14 protein-coding genes and 2 tRNA genes are annotated in these 19,680 nt (G+C 35.2%); 10 read left to right on the forward strand and 6 right to left on the reverse strand.

Annotation, left to right across the window (positions count from 1 at the left end; translation table 11 throughout):
• Window positions 1-6: 6 nt before the first annotated feature.
• The 4 genes from VK161_RS14890 to mutS all read right to left on the reverse strand — a co-directional run bounded on the left by VK161_RS14890 (window position 7) and on the right by mutS (window position 3,528).
• Complete coding sequence (locus VK161_RS14890) at window positions 7-192, reverse strand: hypothetical protein (protein WP_324215586.1); 186 nt, start codon at window positions 190-192, stop codon at window positions 7-9.
• Between the two features lie 230 nt (window positions 193-422).
• Window positions 423-508, reverse strand: a tRNA-Leu gene (locus tag VK161_RS14895).
• Window positions 509-644: 136 nt separating this feature from the next.
• A tRNA-Gly gene (locus tag VK161_RS14900) sits at window positions 645-717 on the reverse strand.
• Between the two features lie 204 nt (window positions 718-921).
• On the reverse strand, window positions 922-3,528 hold the full coding sequence (gene mutS / locus VK161_RS14905; protein ID WP_324215587.1) for a DNA mismatch repair protein MutS: 2,607 nt from the start codon (window positions 3,526-3,528) through the stop codon (window positions 922-924).
• A gap of 139 nt (window positions 3,529-3,667) precedes the next feature.
• Between mutS and VK161_RS14910 the strand changes: the two genes are divergently transcribed.
• The 3 genes from VK161_RS14910 to VK161_RS14920 all read left to right on the forward strand — a co-directional run bounded on the left by VK161_RS14910 (window position 3,668) and on the right by VK161_RS14920 (window position 6,903).
• A complete protein-coding gene (locus tag VK161_RS14910) occupies window positions 3,668-4,135 on the forward strand; it encodes a DUF1573 domain-containing protein (RefSeq protein ID WP_324215588.1) in 468 nt (155 codons plus the stop codon).
• Between the two features lie 79 nt (window positions 4,136-4,214).
• Entirely contained in the window at window positions 4,215-4,754 is a 540-nt protein-coding gene (locus VK161_RS14915; RefSeq protein WP_324215589.1) for an RNA methyltransferase, read from the forward strand.
• Window positions 4,755-4,761: 7 nt separating this feature from the next.
• Window positions 4,762-6,903: a T9SS type B sorting domain-containing protein gene (locus tag VK161_RS14920; RefSeq protein WP_324215590.1), complete on the forward strand. Its 2,142-nt coding sequence runs from the start codon at window positions 4,762-4,764 to the stop codon at window positions 6,901-6,903.
• 1 nt (window position 6,904) lies between these two features.
• On the opposite strand, the gene folK is transcribed toward VK161_RS14920, so the two are convergent.
• Complete coding sequence (gene folK / locus VK161_RS14925) at window positions 6,905-8,038, reverse strand: 2-amino-4-hydroxy-6-hydroxymethyldihydropteridine diphosphokinase (protein ID WP_324215591.1); 1,134 nt, start codon at window positions 8,036-8,038, stop codon at window positions 6,905-6,907.
• 136 nt (window positions 8,039-8,174) lie between these two features.
• On the opposite strand from folK, the gene sppA reads away from it, so the two are divergent.
• Complete coding sequence (gene sppA, locus VK161_RS14930; protein WP_324215592.1) at window positions 8,175-9,932, forward strand: signal peptide peptidase SppA; 1,758 nt, start codon at window positions 8,175-8,177, stop codon at window positions 9,930-9,932.
• Between the two features lie 201 nt (window positions 9,933-10,133).
• On the forward strand, window positions 10,134-12,743 hold the full coding sequence (locus VK161_RS14935; protein WP_324215593.1) for an AsmA-like C-terminal region-containing protein: 2,610 nt from the start codon (window positions 10,134-10,136) through the stop codon (window positions 12,741-12,743).
• Between the two features lie 47 nt (window positions 12,744-12,790).
• Here VK161_RS14935 and VK161_RS14940 read toward each other — a convergent pair whose 3' ends face one another.
• Window positions 12,791-13,585, reverse strand: coding sequence for a DUF2797 domain-containing protein (locus tag VK161_RS14940; protein ID WP_324215594.1), 795 nt, complete (start codon window positions 13,583-13,585; stop codon window positions 12,791-12,793).
• Between the two features lie 113 nt (window positions 13,586-13,698).
• Here VK161_RS14940 and VK161_RS14945 point away from each other — a divergent pair, with 113 nt between their 5' ends.
• The 5 genes from VK161_RS14945 to VK161_RS14965 are packed head-to-tail and all read left to right on the forward strand — an operon-like array spanning window position 13,699 to window position 19,676.
• Window positions 13,699-15,231: a GH3 auxin-responsive promoter family protein gene (locus tag VK161_RS14945; RefSeq protein ID WP_324215595.1), complete on the forward strand. Its 1,533-nt coding sequence runs from the start codon at window positions 13,699-13,701 to the stop codon at window positions 15,229-15,231.
• A 21-nt stretch (window positions 15,232-15,252) separates the two neighbouring features.
• Window positions 15,253-15,390, forward strand: coding sequence for a hypothetical protein (locus tag VK161_RS14950; RefSeq protein ID WP_324215596.1), 138 nt, complete (start codon window positions 15,253-15,255; stop codon window positions 15,388-15,390).
• A gap of 9 nt (window positions 15,391-15,399) precedes the next feature.
• Window positions 15,400-16,281, forward strand: coding sequence for a DMT family transporter (locus VK161_RS14955; RefSeq protein ID WP_324215597.1), 882 nt, complete (start codon window positions 15,400-15,402; stop codon window positions 16,279-16,281).
• Window positions 16,282-16,311: 30 nt separating this feature from the next.
• The gene (locus tag VK161_RS14960) at window positions 16,312-18,555 is read left to right on the forward strand and encodes a TonB-dependent receptor domain-containing protein (RefSeq protein WP_324215598.1); all 2,244 of its coding nucleotides are present in this window, start codon (window positions 16,312-16,314) and stop codon (window positions 18,553-18,555) included.
• A 29-nt stretch (window positions 18,556-18,584) separates the two neighbouring features.
• Window positions 18,585-19,676 carry a serine hydrolase domain-containing protein gene (locus VK161_RS14965; protein ID WP_324215599.1) on the forward strand — a complete coding sequence of 364 codons (1,092 nt, stop codon included), beginning with the start codon at window positions 18,585-18,587 and terminating at the stop codon, window positions 19,674-19,676.
• Window positions 19,677-19,680 lie beyond the last annotated feature (4 nt).

Below are 19,680 nucleotides of genomic sequence, written 5' to 3' on the forward strand. Positions count from 1 at the left end.
CTTTTTTTATGAATCAAAGTCAATAAACTGATTTGTGAAGTCTAAAATCTCAGATTGCGGCGAATATTTTAAAACATCATTCATTCCTTTCTCCAACAATAGCAATGTTGAATACCTTCTGCTTACTGCAATCTCCTTATCATTCAAAATCACCTTAAAATACAATTTACCGTTTTTGGATTTAAATTTCATAAAGGTAATTTTGTCAAGCGATCTCTTTAAAATTTCAATATCATCTTTGCATTCAAAACGCAACTCAAAATCATTACTTGTAAATATCACTTTCCCTTTTCGAGAAGTAAATTCATATTTATAGTATCCATTTTGGCGCTTGCTGATTACAAAAGTTCCCATTATATAATTGAAAATCATTAAAAAAATCCAAAAAAAAAGCTCTATTCGAAAACGAATAAAGCTTTATGTACTCAAGGCGGGACTTGAACCCGCACGGGCATTACTACCCACTGGATTTTAAGTCCAGCGTGTCTACCAATTCCACCACTCGAGCAGTTTCGCTTTTATAATGAATATTTAATTTTTAGAAAAAATTAATTAAAATATATTCACCACTCGAGCATTTAGTCTTTGTACTGAATTACTAATTTAAAAATTAAAATTCAACACTTAAACTTGTTAGGTAGTTGAGCGAAAAACGGGGTTCGAACCCGCGACCTCGACCTTGGCAAGGTCGCGCTCTACCAACTGAGCTATTTTCGCATTTATTTAAAAACAACTCAATAGACCTCGATTTGCTGGAAGCTAAATCGCGCTCTAATTTGAGCTATTTTCACTTTCATCTTGTTAAAGAACTACAACACTTATCTCGTATTGCGGATGCAAATGTACTATTTAAATTGAATTATGCAAAGGTTTTTTAGAAAAAAATAAAAGGTTTATTTTAACTCTCTGATAACCCAAACATTACTTTTTTTGCAACATTCTTTTTATTTCATTTAACTTCATCAAGGCTTCAACTGGTGTAAGCGTATTAATATCTAAATGTAAAATCTCTTCTTTAATTTCTTCCAACAATGGATCATCCAAATTAAAAATACTCAACTGCATATCGTCTTTCATCGATTTTATGCCTGATAACTCTTCGCCAGAATGATTCTTCTCTAGTTTTTTTAATAATTTCTGCGCTCTTTGTATTACTGTTTGTGGCATTCCGGCCATTTTTGCAACATGAATTCCAAAACTGTGTGCACTACCTCCTTTAACTAGCTTTCTAATAAAAAGCACAGTATCTTTCAATTCTTTTACGGATACATTATAGTTCTGGATTCGAGAAAATTGTTCCGACATTTCATTCAATTCATGATAATGCGTTGCAAAAAGCGTTTTAGGTCGAGCCGGATTTTCGTGCAAAAATTCGGATATCGCCCAAGCAATTGAAATTCCGTCGTACGTACTTGTTCCGCGTCCAATTTCATCCAACAACACCAAACTTCGATCCGAAATATTGTTCAAAATTGACGCAGTTTCGTTCATCTCCACCATAAAAGTAGATTCGCCCATCGAAATATTATCACTTGCTCCGACACGTGTAAATATTTTATCGACAATTCCCATACGCACCTTTTCGGCAGGAACAAAACTTCCTATTTGAGCCAACAGCACGATCAAAGCAGTTTGTCTTAAAATAGCTGATTTACCCGACATATTCGGACCCGTAATCATAATCATCTGCTGTGTTTCGCGGTCTAAAAAAACATCATTAGCGATATACGGAACATCTACTGGCAATCGTTTTTCAATAACTGGATGCCTTCCATTGGTAATTTCTAAATCAAAGCTATCATCTAAAACTGGACACGAATAATTATTTTCGATGGCCAATTGAGCAAAAGCAGTCAAACAATCCAACTGCGCAACTAAATTAGCGTTTAACTGTACTGGTTTTATGTAAGTTGCAATCCACACTATCAATTGTTCAAACAACTGACTTTCTATTTGGTGAATTTTTTCTTCAGCACCCAAAATTTTGGTTTCGTATTCTTTAAGCTCTTCAGTAATGTAACGCTCTGCATTTACTAAGGTTTGCTTGCGTATCCATTCAGTCGGAACTTTGTCTTTGTGTGTATTTCGAACCTCAATGTAATATCCAAAAACATTATTAAACGATATTTTTAACGATGAAATTCCCGTACGTTCCGATTCTCTTCGTTCAATACTTTCTAAAAATTCTTTACCCGAAGTGGAAATATTCCGAAGATCGTCCAGTTCGGCATGAACTCCAACCGCAATTGCATTTCCTTTTGAAATCGCCACTGGAGCATCCGGATTTAGAGTAGTTTTTATTTTCTCTCTTAATAATTCACAAGCATGCAAACTATCTCCAATCACTCGAACGGCTTCTTGCTTGCTTTCTAAAGCAATTGTTTTTATCGGGATAATGGCATCCAAAGAATCTTTAAGATATATGACTTCTCTAGGTGAAATTTTCCCTGTTGCCAACTTCGAAATCAAACGTTCCAAATCGGAAATTTGCTTGATTTGATATTGTATTTGCTTCAGTATTTCTTGATTTTCTTTGAAATAAGCCACTACTTCATGACGATTTCGAATGGCATTCAACTCCTTTAATGGCAAAGCCAACCATCTTTTGAGTAAGCGCGAACCCATTGGTGACAAGGTTTTATCAATCACATCAAACAAAGTAACCGCATTTTGAGCATTGCTGTGGTACAGTTCTAAATTTCTGATGGTGAATTTATCCATCCAAACATAACTGTCTTCTGCAATGCGTTGAATGTTTGAAATGTGTTGAATTTTGTTGTGTTGGGTTTCTGATAAATAATACAAAATAGCTCCAGCTGCTATGATTCCGTTGGGCAAATCCTCAACTCCGAATCCTTTTAATGATTTGGTTTGAAAATGGTTGGTCAACGTTTGAAAAGCATAATCTTCTTTAAAAACCCAATCTTCCAAATAAAACGTATTGAAATCATTGCCAAACTTTTCTTTGAATACGTTTCTGTTGGCTTTATCAATTAAAATTTCGCTCGGCTGAAAATTCTGCAATAACTTATCAATGTATTCATCATTGCCTTGAGCCACCAAATACTCACCTGTTGAAATATCCAAAAAAGATATTCCATTGGTTGCTTTAGAAAAATAAATGGAAGCCAAAAAATTGTTTGATTTGGATTGTAAGACCTCATCATTAATTGCGACTCCAGGTGTAACCAATTCAGTAACTCCACGTTTTACAATGGTTTTAGTCATTTTAGGATCTTCCAACTGATCGCAAATTGCAACCCTCAAGCCTGCTTTAACTAATTTAGGCAAATAGGTGTTTAATGAATGATGCGGGAAACCTGCCAATGCTGTTTCAGTTTCAGAACCTGCACCGCGTTTGGTAAGCACAATTCCGAGTATTTTTGAAGCTCGAATAGCATCTTCTCCAAAAGTTTCATAAAAATCACCCACTCGAAAAAGTAAACAAGCATCGGGATACTTTCTTTTAATCTCGTTGTACTGCTTCATTAATGGAGTTTCCTTCACTGTCTTCTCTTTTGATCCCAATTGTAACGCTTTTTTTATTAGTTCACGAATTTATATTTTTAAGATTAATAAATAAATAAAAATCGCCAAAATAAATCAACAATAACCTATGAGTTTATTATTTTCATTAAATTTGTAGGTAATTGAAAATGTTTCTGTCATGAAAAAGTGGATTTTTATTGCATCACTTGTGGTTTTTGGATTGTCATTTTCAAATGCTCAGACTGCAAAACCTAAAGCTAAAAAACCAGTTATTACTAAAACAACCCCGAAAGCAATTGAAGGAGCAGGGATGCTTTTTAAATCAGATGTTATTGATTACGGCACCATCCCACACAAATCAAAAGGAGAAAGAGAGTTTGTGTTTACTAATAACGGAAATAAGGCCTTACTAATTAAAAGCGCCAACAGCACTTGTGGTTGCACAGTCCCAACATTCCCTAAAGATTCTATTCCTCCAGGTGAAAAAGGAGTAATTATTGTTAAATACGACACTTCACGAGCTGGGCCTTTTTCAAAAACAATAACGGTCACATCCAACGCGGCTCAAGGAACAACAAAAACTCTTTTAATCAAAGGAGATGTCATTCGCCCACCATCAAAAGCAAGCGAACCAACCAAAAGTTAAAAAAATAATCCATGCTATAATTACACCTCTTGTTGTTGAGCAAGAGGATTTTTTTTAAATACCTTTGCAAAAAAATGCGATGCGAAAATTGTTAAATAGCGAATTGGAGCGAAAGTCCGTTGACGATTTCAAGCAAGCTTCGAAAACCCCAATAATCATTATTTTGGACGACATAAGAAGTCTACATAACATTGGCTCGGTTTTTAGAACTTCAGATGCTTTCCTGATAGAAAAAATATACTTGTGCGGAATTACAGCAATTCCTCCTAATAAAGAAATTCACAAAACTGCTCTTGGCGCAACTGAAACCGTAGAATGGGAATACGAGAAAGAGGTTGCTAACGTTATAGAAAAATTGAAGTCCAATCAAACCAAAGTGTACGCAGTTGAACAAGTTGAAAATGCTGTTTTTTTAAACGACTTTGTTATTGAAAACAATCAAAAATATGCTTTAGTTTTTGGGAATGAAGTATATGGCGTTGCACAAAAAGCCATTGAATTATGCGACGGAACCATAGAAATTCCGCAACTTGGAACCAAACATTCATTAAATATATCTGTAAGCGCAGGAATTGTCGTTTGGGATTTATACCAAAAAATGAACACTAAGAGTCAATAATTATTTTATGAAAAATCAACTGTTATTGTTTCTTTTAATAACATTATTTTCAATCTCTTTCTCTCATGCAAGACGATTGAAAATAGTTAGTGACTCTACAGTTTTTATTTCGAAAAATGATTCAGTTAAGAGAGGAATTAATAATATTGCTCCTGTTCTAGTTGCTACAGGTAATCAAATTTATTGTCCAGGAAGCTCAATGAAAATTGTGACAAATATGAGTTTCACAGATCCTGACGACACCGGAATTGACGCTGTATATATTCAAATTTCTTCAGGATACGTAATCAATGAAGATGTGTTGACTCTCACTGGAACTCATCCAAATATTACTGCCAATTGGAATAACTTCACAGGAAAACTTTCTTTGACTGGTATTTCATCTCAACCCACTTATGCCGAGCTAGAAGCCGCTATTGAAGACGTTGAGTTTTCAAATAACACTGCAAATCCAACAGGAAGCAGAAGTTTTTCTATCACAATTGGCCAAGCCAATTACCTTCCATCCAACGGACATTATTACGAATTCAAACCCAACGTTGGAGTTTTGTGGAGTGACGCAAAAATCTTAGCCCAAAATTCAACTTATTATGGACTGCAAGGATATTTGGCCACAATATCATCTGCTGATGAAGCTCAAATATCAGGCGAGCAAACAACTGGTGCTGGATGGATTGGCGGTAGCGATGAAGAAACAGAAGGCACATGGAAATGGATGAGTGGTCCTGAATTAGGAACCACTTTCTGGATTGGGAACTTTACGGGTTACACTAATAATTATGCTTTTTGGAACTCTGGTGAACCAAATAATCAAGGTGATGAAGATTACGCGCACATTACCGCTGTTGGAGTTGGAATTGCTGGTTCGTGGAACGATTTATCAAATTCGGGAGACACAAGCGGAAATTATCAACCCAAAGGATACATAGTTGAGTACGGCGGAATGCCTGGTGATCCTATTTTAAACATTTCCACAAGCACAACCTTGACAATACCATCCATAACTAACACAACAACCTCTACCCGATGTGGTGATGGTAGTGTTACAATTGGAGCAACTTCAAATACTGGAGTAGTACATTGGTATAGCACGGCAACAGGTGGCACTTTAGTAGCAACAGGAAACACTTTTACAACACCAACAATAACAGCTGACACCATTTTTTATGCGGTGGCTCATTCTCCTAATTGTCCAGACGACAACAGAGTTCCTGTAGCCGCTTATGTAACTCCTCGACCCATTTTAACTGCAAATTCGCCTTATTTTATGTGTGAAGAAAGCTATAAAGTAATTGAGGTTTTAACCACATCTGGAATCATGTTTTGGTACGATAGCCCAACATCTACAACACCTATTTTTCTCGGAACCAATTTTGTTGTACCCAACATCAATCAAGACACAACCTATTATGCTGAAGCTGATTATAATGGTTGTTTATCGGTTAGAATTCCAATTGAAGTAAAAGTGTTTCAAGTTCCCAATGTAACAGATGAAAATTTTGTCATCTGTGAAAACGACGCTTTACTTCTTGATGCTGGAGTGACAAATGTGAGTTATCTCTGGTCAACTGGCGCAACAACGCAGACCATTCCTTATGACGGACAAACCAATTATTCTGTAACAGTTACTACACCTGTACCCGAAAGTTGTTCTAAAGTTAAAAATTTTACCATTCTTGCCTATACTCGTCCAGAAATAACCAGTATTCAAGTTTCTGATCTGACAGTGACTATTTTTGTTACTGGAAATGGAATCTATGAATACTCTATTGACGGAACTGCATTCCAATCTTCCAATGTTTTTAATGTTTCAGAGGGCGGATTTTACACTTGTGTAGTCAGAGAAATCGGTAATGATTGTGGTTTTGACAGTGAGTCGTTTATAGTAGTTTCGTTTCCGAGTTTCTTCACACCCAACAGCGATACTTTTAATGATACCTGGACCGTAAAAGGAATTGACAATTACCCCAATGCCGAAATCAAAATATTTGATCGATTTGGCAAATTAATGTTTGTCATAAACAGCGAAAATCCGAGTTGGGATGGCACTTTTAATGGAAAAACCGTTCCTGCTTCCGACTATTGGTACATTGCCAAAATCAACGAATCGTTTCCTGAAAACAGAGGGCATTTTTCGCTAAAAAGATAAACTAGTTAGAGTTTTTATAAATTTCATCCAAAATGAAAATGTAATCGTTTTGGTACTTTACAAAATCTTTTTCTGAAACATCAATCACTAAAACATTCAAATCTTTTTGAGTTTTGATGTAATCCAAATACCCTTCGTTGATTCGTTCTAAATATTCGGCAGGAATTTCTTGCTCGTAACTTCTGCCGCGCCGTTTAATGTTTTGCAGTAATTTTTCAGTATTCTGGTACAAATAAATATACAAATCAGGCTTTGGCATTTCTTTGTAAATGATATCAAAAAGCGTTTTATACAATCGGTATTCGTCTTCTTGCAAGGTTACTTTAGCAAATATCAACGATTTAAAAATATGATAATCAGCAACAATAAAATCCTTAAACAAATCAAATTGTGCTAAATCGTCTGAAATCTGTTGGTAGCGATCAGCCAAAAAAGACATTTCTAATGGAAAAGCATAACGGTTTTGATCTTTATAAAACTTCGGCAAAAACGGATTATCTGCAAATCGTTCTAAAACAGTTTTAGCATTAAAATCCTCTGCCATTTTGGTGGTTAAAGTCGTTTTCCCAGCCCCGATATTTCCTTCAATCGCAATGTAATTATAAGTGCTTAAATTGATTTTTTTTAATGGTGCAATTAATTTCGAAATTTCTTTGCAACTTCCTTTATCTGGACATTTTGCAATTAATTCATTAATCGAAAGTTTTGACTCAGGATGATTCCAATCCGAAATCAATTCACGCATCGGAAGCAACACAAACAAACGTTCACTCAAAAATTTATGAGGAATTTGAAGTTGCTCTTCCTGTATGATTTCGTCATCATACGAAACAATGTCAACATCAATTATTCTCGGCTGATATTCTGATGAATTAGTGCGAATACGTCCTAAAGTATTTTCCACTTTAAGTATTCGTTTGAGCACTTTTTGAGGTTTTAAATGGGTGTGCATTACCACCGCACAATTGTAGAATTTCTCACTCTCAAATCCCCAAGAATCCGATTCAAACAAAGAAGAAACCTTAACAATAGTACCTACTTCATTGTGCAACAAATCGATACAGTGCTGAATGTTTTTCTGCCTATCTCCTAAATTGCTCCCTAACGAAAGTATAACCCAATGTTGCGATTTCATATCCCGCAAAATAACTAAAAAGAAATTTAAAATTAAACCCAAAACCGTTAGTGTTGATAACTATTTTTTTGAATTTCTAATCTTAAATTGTAACAAATTACATAAAATGACAACTTATGTACTAAATTTAAAAAGTATGAGATTTTTAGGAAATGTGTTAGCAACTGTAGTCGGAATTTTTGTATTCCTTATGGTTTTTTTCTTCGGATTTATATTGATTGGACTTCTATTTGGTGGTGATTCAGAGACAGTTGAAGTAAACGACAAATCAGTAATCGAATTGGATTTGTCAAAAGTAAATTACGATTATGCTGGAAAAACCAACTTCAAAGATTTTCAATGGTACAAAGATCAACACAACGGTTTATCTGACATCATTGAAGCTATTGAATACGCTAAAACAGATGATAACATCAAAGGAATTTCAATTCTAAACAATAATTCTAATTTAGGAATTGCTCAAACCAAAGCGCTTCGCGATGCTTTAGAAAACTTTAAACAATCGAAGAAATTTGTGTATTCGTACGCTGATGTGTACACGCAAAAAGACTATTACCTCAATTCGGTTGCTAATGCGATTTATGTGAACCCAATCGGCGAAATTGATTTCAAAGGATTATCAACAGAAATCATGTTTTTTAAAGATTTTCAAGAAAAATCAGGTTTAAAAATGGAAGTGATTCGTCACGGAAAATACAAAAGTGCCGTTGAACCTTTCCTTGAAAACAAAATGAGTGAAGCCAATAAAGAACAAACATTAGCTTTACTGAACTCGGTTTGGAATTCTTTAATTGCCGATATTTCAAAAACCCGAAACATCCCAACCGCTCGTTTGAACGAAATTGCAAACGGACTTTTAGCTCGCACACCAGAAATGGCATTGAAAGAAAAACTCATCGACAAAATTGCATACGAAGACGTATATCATGCCGACATTAAAAAAGCATTAAAAGTTGATGCTGATGAAGATTATAACAAAGTTTCAATTGAGGATTACGCCGAAAAAATTGCAACCACAACAGCCGATTACAGCACTAAAAATAAAATTGCCATTATTTATGCTCAAGGCGAAATTTTGAGTGGCGAAGGTGATGTAAATTACATTGGTGAAGGTTCTATGCGTCGTTCACTACAAGAAGCACGAAAAGACGAAAACGTAAAAGCCATTGTACTTCGTATTGATAGTCCGGGTGGAAGCGCTTTGACATCAGAACTCATTTGGCGCGAAATCGAATTGACCAAAAAAGTAAAACCAGTTGTTGTTTCTATGGGAAATGTGGCTGCTTCTGGCGGATATTATATTGCGTGTAATGCCAATACAATTTACGCAGAATCAAACACAATAACAGGTTCGATTGGTGTTTTTGGAACATTACCTAATTTCACTCAAGCTTTCAACAAATTAGGCATTAATACCGAACAAGTAAAAACCCACGAAAGAGCAAATAATTACACTCCTTTTGTGAATTTAGACGAAAATACTCGTGCTTTCTATCAAGAAAGTGTAGAAAAAATCTACTCTACTTTTGTGAATCGTGTGGCTGCTGGACGAAAACTAACGTTTGCTCAAGTGGATTCTATTGGTCAAGGTAGAGTTTGGAGTGGTCAAGATGCATTAAAAATTGGATTAGTAGACAAAATTGGCGGAATGGACGATGCTATTAAAGAAGCAGCTTCGTTAGCTAAAATTAAAGAATACCGCACTCAAGATTTCCCAGAATATGAAAAAGATTTTGAAGATGTCTTGGCTCAATTTGGTTTTGCACAAAGCAAAGAAGCCATCATGAAAGAAGAATTAGGAATCGAAAATTACGAAATTCTTCAACGTTTAAAAAGATTACAACAATTAAAAGGCGTTCAAGCGATGATGCCTTATGAAATAAAAATAAATTGATCGAAAAACGACAGTTGAGTTAGTTGTTTTATAATCCGTTCTTGTGCAAAAATGAACGGATTTTTTTATATAATTTAACTATTATTTTTATATTTTTTATGGGAATAGTATAAACATAATTGTGTGTAAAGTACTAATTTTACTTTTGAATAATTAAGGCAAGATTATTGCACATCAATTACACCGTAAATTCATTCCGTCATGATTAAGAAAATTTTAAAAATAGTTGGTATAGTACTTCTTTTACTCGTAGTTTCTGCATTTGCAATTCCGTATTTGTTTGAAGATCAAATTAAAGCAAAAATAGCCAAAGCCATTAATGATAATGTTGATGCCAAAGTAGCCTTTGAAGACGCCGATTTGAGTTTATTCAAAAGTTTCCCAAAAGCCAATGTATCTATTGACAAACTTTCCATCATCAACAGAGCGCCATTTGAAGGTGATACGTTAGTCGCTTTTGAAGAATTGAATCTGAAGATGTCAGTAATGGAATTGTTCAATGATGATAATGAACCGATGAACATCGAAGCCATTTCGTCAAAAAATGGACTAATCAATATTATTTTCAACAAAGATGGTGTTGGAAATTATGACATTGCTCTGAAAAATCAAGATAAAAATGACGACGGCAAAAGCAAACCTTTGGCATTGAAAATCAAAGAATACGAAGTTGAAAATTTTAAATTCAAATACACCGACGAAGCTTCCAAAATCAAAATGACTCTTGATAGCATCAACCACAGTGGTTCGGGCGATTTTGCCAACGATGTTTTGGATTTGGACACCGAAACAACTGCAAACGTTTCGTTGAATATGGATAAAATGAATTACCTGAACAACGTAAAAGTTTCACTAGAAGCTGTTTTAGGAATCGACCTCAACAAAAGCAAATATACTTTCAAAGAAAATAAAGCCAAAATCAATGATTTACCCCTAGAATTTGACGGTTTTATTCAGTTGGTTGAACAAGGTCAGATGTACGATTTGACTTTTAAAACACCAACCTCATCGTTCAAAAACTTCTTGGGATTGATTCCAGAAGCTTATCGTAGTAATATTGAAAACGTAAAAACTTCGGGCGATTTTACCGTAAAAGGTTTTGCTAAAGGAATGTTGACCGATACTACTGTGCCAAAATTCAATATCGATATTGCATCCAACAATGCTTCTTTTCAATATCCCGATTTACCAAAATCAGTTAAAAACATCGTAATCGATACCAAAATAGTAAACGAAACTGGAATAATGAACGATACTTACGTTAACTTAGACCAACTATCGTTCGCTATCGACCAAGACGTTTTTAATGCCAAAGCCAACATCAAAAATGTAGCCACCAACGCTTTAGTAGATGCTGCTTTGAAAGGAACCATCAATTTGGCCAATCTTTCCAAAGCGTATCCTATCAAATTGGACAAACCGTTGACTGGAATTCTAAAAGCCGATGTGACGACTAAATTCGACATGAAATCAGTTGAAACGAGTCAGTATCAAAACATCAACAATGCCGGAACCATGAGTTTATCGGGTTTCAAATACACCGATGAAAACGGAAAAGGAATGAATATTAGTACAGCTTTGGTTCAATTCAATCCAAGCAGAGTGAATTTACAACAATTCAAAGCTACGACTGGAAAAAGTGATCTGAGTGTAACTGGAGTTTTGGAGAATTTCTACGGATTTGTATTCAGGAATCAAGAGTTAAAAGGTGATTTTGATATGGTTTCTAATACGTTAGCCGTTTCCGATTTCATGACAACTTCTGAACCTACAAAAGAAAGCGAGGCTAAAAAAACCGAAGCCATGAAAATTCCAGCATTCTTAAACTGTACATTAACTGCCAAAGCCAACACGGTTTTGTATGATAATTTGACACTAAAAGATTGTTCAGGAAAACTGATTGTTCGCGATCAAGCCGTGACATTACAAAATGTAAAAACCAATGTGTTTGGTGGTCAAATTGGATTGAACGGGATGGTTTCGACCAAACAAAAAACACCTACTTTCAAAATGGATTTGGACTTGAATAAAGTAGATATTTTTCAAACGTTCACTCAATTGGATATGTTGAAAAAAATAGCTCCAATTGCAGGTGCCATCAACGGAAAATTAAATTCAAACATTAAACTTTCTGGAAATTTAGATGCCAATGAAATGACTCCCGATTTAAAAACCATTTCGGGTGATTTATTGGGACAATTATTATCAACAACCGTTAATCCGAGTAATTCCAATTTGTTAAGTGCGTTAGGTTCGAATATAAAATTCATTGATATAAATAAATTGAACCTGAACGACATCAAAGCAGCCTTAACTTTCAAAGACGGAAAAGTAGCAGTAAAACCATTCAACATCAAATACCAAGATATTACGGCAACTATCGATGGAACGCACGGTTTTGATCAATTGATGAATTACAATGTGAAAATGAATGTTCCTGCCAAGTATTTAGGAACTGAAGCCAATGCTTTGATTGCTAAATTAACTCCAGCCAATGCAGCTAAATTGGAAAATATTCCGATTAACGCGCTTTTGGGAGGATCATTTTCAAAACCAAAAGTAACTACCGATGTAAAACAAGCTACCAATTCGCTGGTGACTAATTTGGTCAAACAACAAAAAGAACAATTAGTAGGAAAAGGCACAACCGCTTTAACTAATTTGATAAACAAGAACAACAAACCTGGCGATACAACCAAAGCGGCAACTCCAAAAGAGGAAGTAAAAAAACAAGCCGAAACCAAAGCCAAAGATTTGTTGAACGGTTTATTTGGAAAGAAAAAAGAAAAACCAGCTGATCCTCCGAAGTAGTTTTTAACCCTCGAAGGGTTTGGAACCCTTCGAGGGTTGGTCGATTACTATAAATTAATCTTCACCACATAACCTTCAAACGTACGCACATTAAAAACGGTTCCGTCTTCAAAAATCAGGTATTGTCCTTTAATTCCGGTAAGTTTTCCAGAAAAATTAGGTGATTTATCCAAATTCAAACTCAACACTTTTTTTGGGTATTCCAAAACAGGGAAATACAAATCGTAAACATCATCTTTTTCGGGATGAAAATACTCTTGAACTTCTTTGGGAATAAGGTATTTCAAGCTAGCGCGTTCTTTGATTAAATCTACTGGCGGAACTTCATTTTTGAGCATTTTTTGCCAATTGGTTTTGTCTGCATAATGATTTTTTAAGGCAACTTCGGTAATTCCGGCCAAATAGCGATTCGGAACTTCCACTATCGGAATGGCTTGAACTGCACCTTGATCAATCCAACGTGTGGGCACTTGAGTTTTGCGCGTCACTCCTACTTTTACTTCACTCGAAAGAGCCAAATATACTATGTGCGGTTGCAATTGCACTCTCTTTTCGTATTCCAAATCGCGGTCTTCAATGTCCAAATGCGCCGTACTTAATTCGGGTTTCATGATCCAATCGCCAGCAGCGGCACTACTCATAAAGCAGTCGTAGCAAAAACCTTGTCGGAAAATTTTCTTCTTTTTACCGCATTCTAAACATTGATAACCCACAAAATTAATTTCGAGTGATTTGTCCAACAACTGATTCAAATTCAAAAAACTGTTTTCAAAAACCAAGTAATATTGAATCGGATTGGCATATTCGGTTTGCATTTTGGTAAGTACACCTTCGTAAGTCATTTGTGTAAAGTTTCAGGTTTAACGTTTCAAGTTCAACAAAAATCATTATTTTTGGTAAAGTTAAGCTTCTAAAGTTATAATTCAAAAGTTGTAATTCGTAATTTATATATCCAATGCCATTTCCAATCATTAATTCGATCGCTTCTTGGGTTTTAAAACAGCGCATTCACCAGATTGAGTTGTTTTTAAAATATCCGCATGAAGTTCAGGATGAATTACTGATGAATTTGATCCGCAACTGCGAAGAAACCGTTGTGGGGAAAAAATACGATTTTGAATCCGTTAAAAACTACAAAACTTTTACCGAACGCGTTCCGGTTTCGACTTATGAAGAGCTCGAACCGATGATTGAACTGACCCGAAAAGGCGCACAAAACGTGTTTTGGAACACACCTATAAAATGGTTTGCTAAATCGAGCGGAACTACCAATGCCAAAAGCAAATTCATACCAGTTAGCCCAGAAGCATTAGAAGATTGTCATTACAAAGGCAGTAAAGATTTGTTGTGTATGTATTTGAATAACAACGAAAATTCGGAATTATTTTTGGGAAAAAGTTTACGCTTGGGCGGAAGTTCACAGATTTACGAAAACAACAATACATCGTTTGGCGATTTGTCGGCCATTCTGATTGAAAACATGCCGATGTGGGCCGAATTCAGTAGTACGCCAAGCAACAAAATATCGTTGATGAGCGAATGGGAAACCAAGCTCACAGCCATCATCAACGAAACCAAACACGAAAATGTAACCAGTTTTGCTGGCGTTCCGTCGTGGATGTTGGTGTTATTGAATCGCATTTTGACTGAAACCAACAACACCAATTTGTACGAACTTTGGCCTAATTTAGAAGTATATTTTCACGGCGGTGTCAATTTTGAACCGTACCGAGAACAATACCAAAAAATTCTACCGAGCAACGATTTCAAATACTACGAAATTTACAATGCTTCAGAAGGATTTTTTGCCATTCAGGATTTGAATTATTCGAATGATTTGTTGTTGATGCTGGACTACGGCATTTTCTATGAATTCATTCCAATGGATACTTTTGGCACCGAAAATCAGAAGATAATTCGCCTTTCTGAAGTGGAATTGTATAAAAATTACGCTATTGTCATCACTACCAATTCAGGTTTATGGCGCTATTTGATTGGCGATACGGTTCGTTTTACATCGTTAAAACCTTACCGAATTCGAGTTTCCGGTAGAACCAAACATCATATTAATGTTTTTGGGGAAGAATTGATGGTCGAAAACACCGATACAGCTATTGCCAAAACGTGTTCACAGTTGAATTGTGAAGTAAAAGATTACACTGTTGCCCCTATTTTCATGAAAGGGAAAGAAAAAGGAGCACACGAATGGATGATTGAATTTAAAAAACATCCTGAAAATATTCAATTATTTACCAAAGTGTTAGACGAAACCTTACAATCCATCAATTCGGATTACGAAGCCAAACGGTATAATAATATGACTTTAAATCAGTTATCTATAAATGTAGCCCGCGAAAATTTGTTTTACGATTGGTTGAAAGAACAAGACAAACTGGGCGGACAACACAAAATTCCGAGATTGTCTAACCAACGTGATTATTTGGAACAATTAATCGGAATGCAAACGGAAATCAAAATCAATAGGTAATCCCACCCAAATCGGAATGCTATGAAAAAACTAATTGTACTTCTTTTAATCGCTTCTTTTGTCGCTTCATGTGCGCCTAAAAGAGCACGATGCTACGGAAAACGTTGCGTGGATCATTCGAAAATAGAAAACTCACACTCCAACAAAAGAAATTCGTAACTCTAATTTTTGAAAACAAAACTCTACGTTGCTTTATTTTGTGTTGCCTTTTTTTGGGGAACCACATTCTTAGCTATTCGAATTGGAGTTGAAACTATTCCACCGTTTATTTTAGCTGGAATTCGGAACTTGATTTCGGGTTCGATTATTTTTATTTATTTACTTTCCCAAAAGAAATTAGAACCCATCAATCTGCATCAATTGGCACGAGCTTTTATTTTGGCTGTTTTGATGATTGTGTTGGCCAATGGATTGACTACCTATTCTGAAAAATACATTTCCAGCGGATTGGCGTCACTCATTTCCACCTTGTCGCCTTTTTTTGTGTTGCTACTGAACTTGGCTTTGGGCAATGAAAAGCTTTCATTCAAAACTACTATCGGAATACTTTTAGGAATGCTCGGCATTTTTTTAATTTACCAAAACAGCCTTACTGATTTACTAAATCCCGAATACCGAATTGGCGTTTTGGCTTTACTTGCAGCCGTTTTATCATGGTCTGTGGGAACAATTATTACTAAAAAGGGAAGTGCCAACTCACTCTCCATGTTGATGAATGTAAGTTTACAGATGATCATTGCTGGAGTTATTTTAACTACAATTCAATTTGTTGTTACTCCAGATTTCACTACTGAAAATTGGACGTTCAAAAGCATTTCAGCAATGATTTATTTAGCACTTTTTGGTTCGGTTATTGGCTATGTTGCCTACAGTTATTTAATTTCACAAATGTCTTCTACAAAAGTGTCTGTACTTTCTTATGTTAATGTGGTGGTTGCTCTATTTTTAGGTTGGTTGATTTTAGACGAAATCATCACCAATCGAATTATCGTTGCAGCTTCGTTAATTATTAGCGGAGTTATTATCGTCAACTACAAAAAATCAAAATAAATTCAGTTAGAGTTGTAACATTTTTGATGGATGAAAGTCTTATGGGTAATCATCATCAATCAAATCAAAATGAAATCAAAACTAATCGCGCTAGTACTACTAGCTTCGGGCTATATTCATGCCCAAGAAAACCCACAAGATCAAAAAACCACAGATTCCATTAAAAAGAAAGACATTCTTTTAAAGGAAGTAGTTGTTAATCAGAAGAAAAAATACATCAAAGTTGATTCTGACAAAACTACAGTTTCTGTAAAAGACAACGCTATGCTCAACAGTGGAAGCAGTCTAGAAGCCGTGAAAAAATTACCCGGAGTAATCACATCACCCACTGGTAGCATCACATTAAACGGAAAAGGCGTTGCCATTTACATTGACAATGCACCAAGTAGTTTAACTGGTGCTGATTTGCAGAACTATCTGAATTCGCTTCCTGCCAATGCCATTGAGAAGGTAGAGTTGATTTACAATCCTGGCGCATCCTATGATGCCAACGCCAGTGGCTCTATCATCAACATTATTACAAGTTCGAAGAGAATGAAAGGCATCAACGCCAGTTTCAACATCAATTACAACTTTAATAAATACCAAAAGCCAAGTCCGCAGATTCTATTAAATGGCAAAGAGAAAGACTTAAGTTGGCAAACCATGATTGGTTACAATTATATTGATGGGGAAAACAGAACTACCACAGACCAAACGTTTACTGCTTTCAATCCGGATAGAAAACTGCTTCAAGAAAATTTCTCTCAATCGACTAACCGAAACTTTTATGCTCGATTCGGAACCAATTATCGATTGACACAAAAATCGAATCTGTTGTTCAATTACAACTTGAATTACGGGAACGACCGAAACACTTTTGATGCGAAAACCTTGAGTGAAAACATCAATTATTTGAATGAAGGTATTTCCAAAAACAAGAACAACAATCACGAATTGAGTTTGCAATTCAAAACCAAATTAGACACTTTAGGTAGAACTTTTGATGTTGTGGCTTACAGTAATTTATTTGAAAGAAAACCCATTACTGATTCGAATGCGAAGGATTTTGTATCCAATGAGAATTTTTATAATTACGGAAACAACGATTTTAATTTACAGAACCATTATTTGAAATACGATTTTAATTTTCCGTTTGAAAAATCGAAATTCTCAATCAGTACTGGTGGAAAATTTAATGTGTTGAATGTAGAGAACTTGGGTAATTATTATGTAAATACACCTGTTGTCAACTCGATTAATTTTGATTATTCGGAGACCAATTTGGCTTTTTATGCTGAAGCGAGAAAGAAAATAAAAAAGTTTAATATTACAGCCGGTTTACGATTTGAAGATTTTAATGTAGAACGTGTTTCGAGTACTATTGCAGAAAAAATAAAGTTCAGAAACACCAATCTTTTCCCAAATGTAAGTGCGATGTATGAGATCAATGATAATGTCAACATTACAGCTTCTTACTCCAAAAAAATCAGCCAACCCGATTACAACCGAATGGATCCTAATAATGGATCTGTATTTGACCAGTACAACACATCGCAAGGAAACGTTTTTTTGAATCCAACGTTTTTTGACAATTACGAATTCAAAATTACAGCAATGCAATTTGTAAATATTGGTGCAAATTACACACGCTCTAAAGACAACAATTTATTTGTTTTTAGTGCTGATGCAAATGCTACTGAGCCCATTAGTAATCAAACATCGCAACAATTTGATCAATTTAATACGTTTAGTGCGTATGCGAGTTTCCCGATTCCGTTGGATTATTTCTTAAAAGGAAAAGAGGAATTCAATAAACGAATGGCCGATTTAGAAACCATGAATTATGTGTTTTTGAACATCAACTATATCAAGTCGGACATTAAAGGTTATACATTTCCTTATTCCAACAAAGCCATTTGGAATTATGCTGCTCAAGCGCAAATTATTTTGCCTTGGGGAATTAAAAACTCGATGACCTATTTCATTTTACCTTCAGGAAATTGGGAAATTTATAAAATCACCAAACCCATTCAGCAATTTGACATTTCATTTAATAGAGATTTCATGGACAAAAAGCTAAAAATAGGATTGCATTGTTTCGATGTGTTCAACTCAAACGAGGTAAACGCTCTGATTGCTGGTCAAAATTTGGAAACCAATTTCAGACAAAAGCAAGACAGTCGTACGTTTAGACTATCATTGACGTATAATTTTGGTAATTTAAAATTAGAAAAAGAAAATACCGACATTCAAGTAGAGAAAAAACAAGGCGGCGGCGGTTTAGTAAAATAACACTATCCATTTAAACTAAAACAATAAAGATGAAACTTTGCAACAAAAACAATTTCATTCTTGGGTTTATTTTGGCTGTTTGTTGTTTTTTGAATACTCTTTCGGCACAAAATCTTGATTCAAAAATCGACCCATTAATTCGTAATGAAATAAAAGACCCAAATGGTCCTGGAGCAGCATTCTTAATCGCAAAAAAAGGCGAAATTTTATATCAGAAATCTTTTGGAAAAGCCAACATCGAGTTGAATGTAGATTTGGGAAGTGAATTTGTTTTTCAATTGGGTTCGATGACCAAACAGTTTACCGCTATTGCAATTTTAATGTTAGAAGAGCAAGGCAAATTGAAGACTCACGATTTGGTTTCGAAATACATACTTGATTATCCTTCTGGAGATAAAATAACGCTGCATCATTTGCTGACTCATACTTCTGGAATTAAAGATTTCACTAAAATGAAATCGTTACGAGATATTGCACAGAAAGAGATGAGTCCTAAAATGATGGTCGACTTTTTTAAAAACGAACCCGTTGATTTTGCTCCAGGCGAAAAATTCGATTATAATAATTCGGGCTATATTCTTTTGGGTCATATTATTGAGTTAGTTTCGGGTGAAACCTATGAAGATTTTATTGAAAAAAATATATTTCAAAAAATTGGAATGAACCAATCGTGTTTTGCAACTGATAGGCAAATTATCAGTAAAAGAGCTTACGGGTATCAGAAAAAAGAAAGCGGATATGTAAACAAAACCGTAATTAACTACAGTGTTCCATTTTCTTCCGGAGCGTTGATGTCAACCTTAAATGACATGCTGAAATGGCAAAATGCTCTCAACACGAACCAATTAATTAGTGCCGAAACGGCCAAAAAAGCATTTAGCAAATACAAACTAAACAATGGAGAAGAGTTTAAATATGGTTATGGCTGGCACATTAGAGACATCAACGGAATAGCTACAAGAGAACACGGTGGAAGTATTTTTGGTTATAAAACCATGGGAGTTTATGTGCCTAGTTTGGATGTTTATGTTTTAGGATTCACTAATTGCGATTGCATTTCGCCCACACAATTAACTCAAGATATTGCCAAATTAGTCTTAGAAACAGAAGCTAAAAACTAATACT

This window comes from Flavobacterium sp., assembly GCF_035299245.1.
GTDB lineage: Bacteria > Bacteroidota > Bacteroidia > Flavobacteriales > Flavobacteriaceae > Flavobacterium.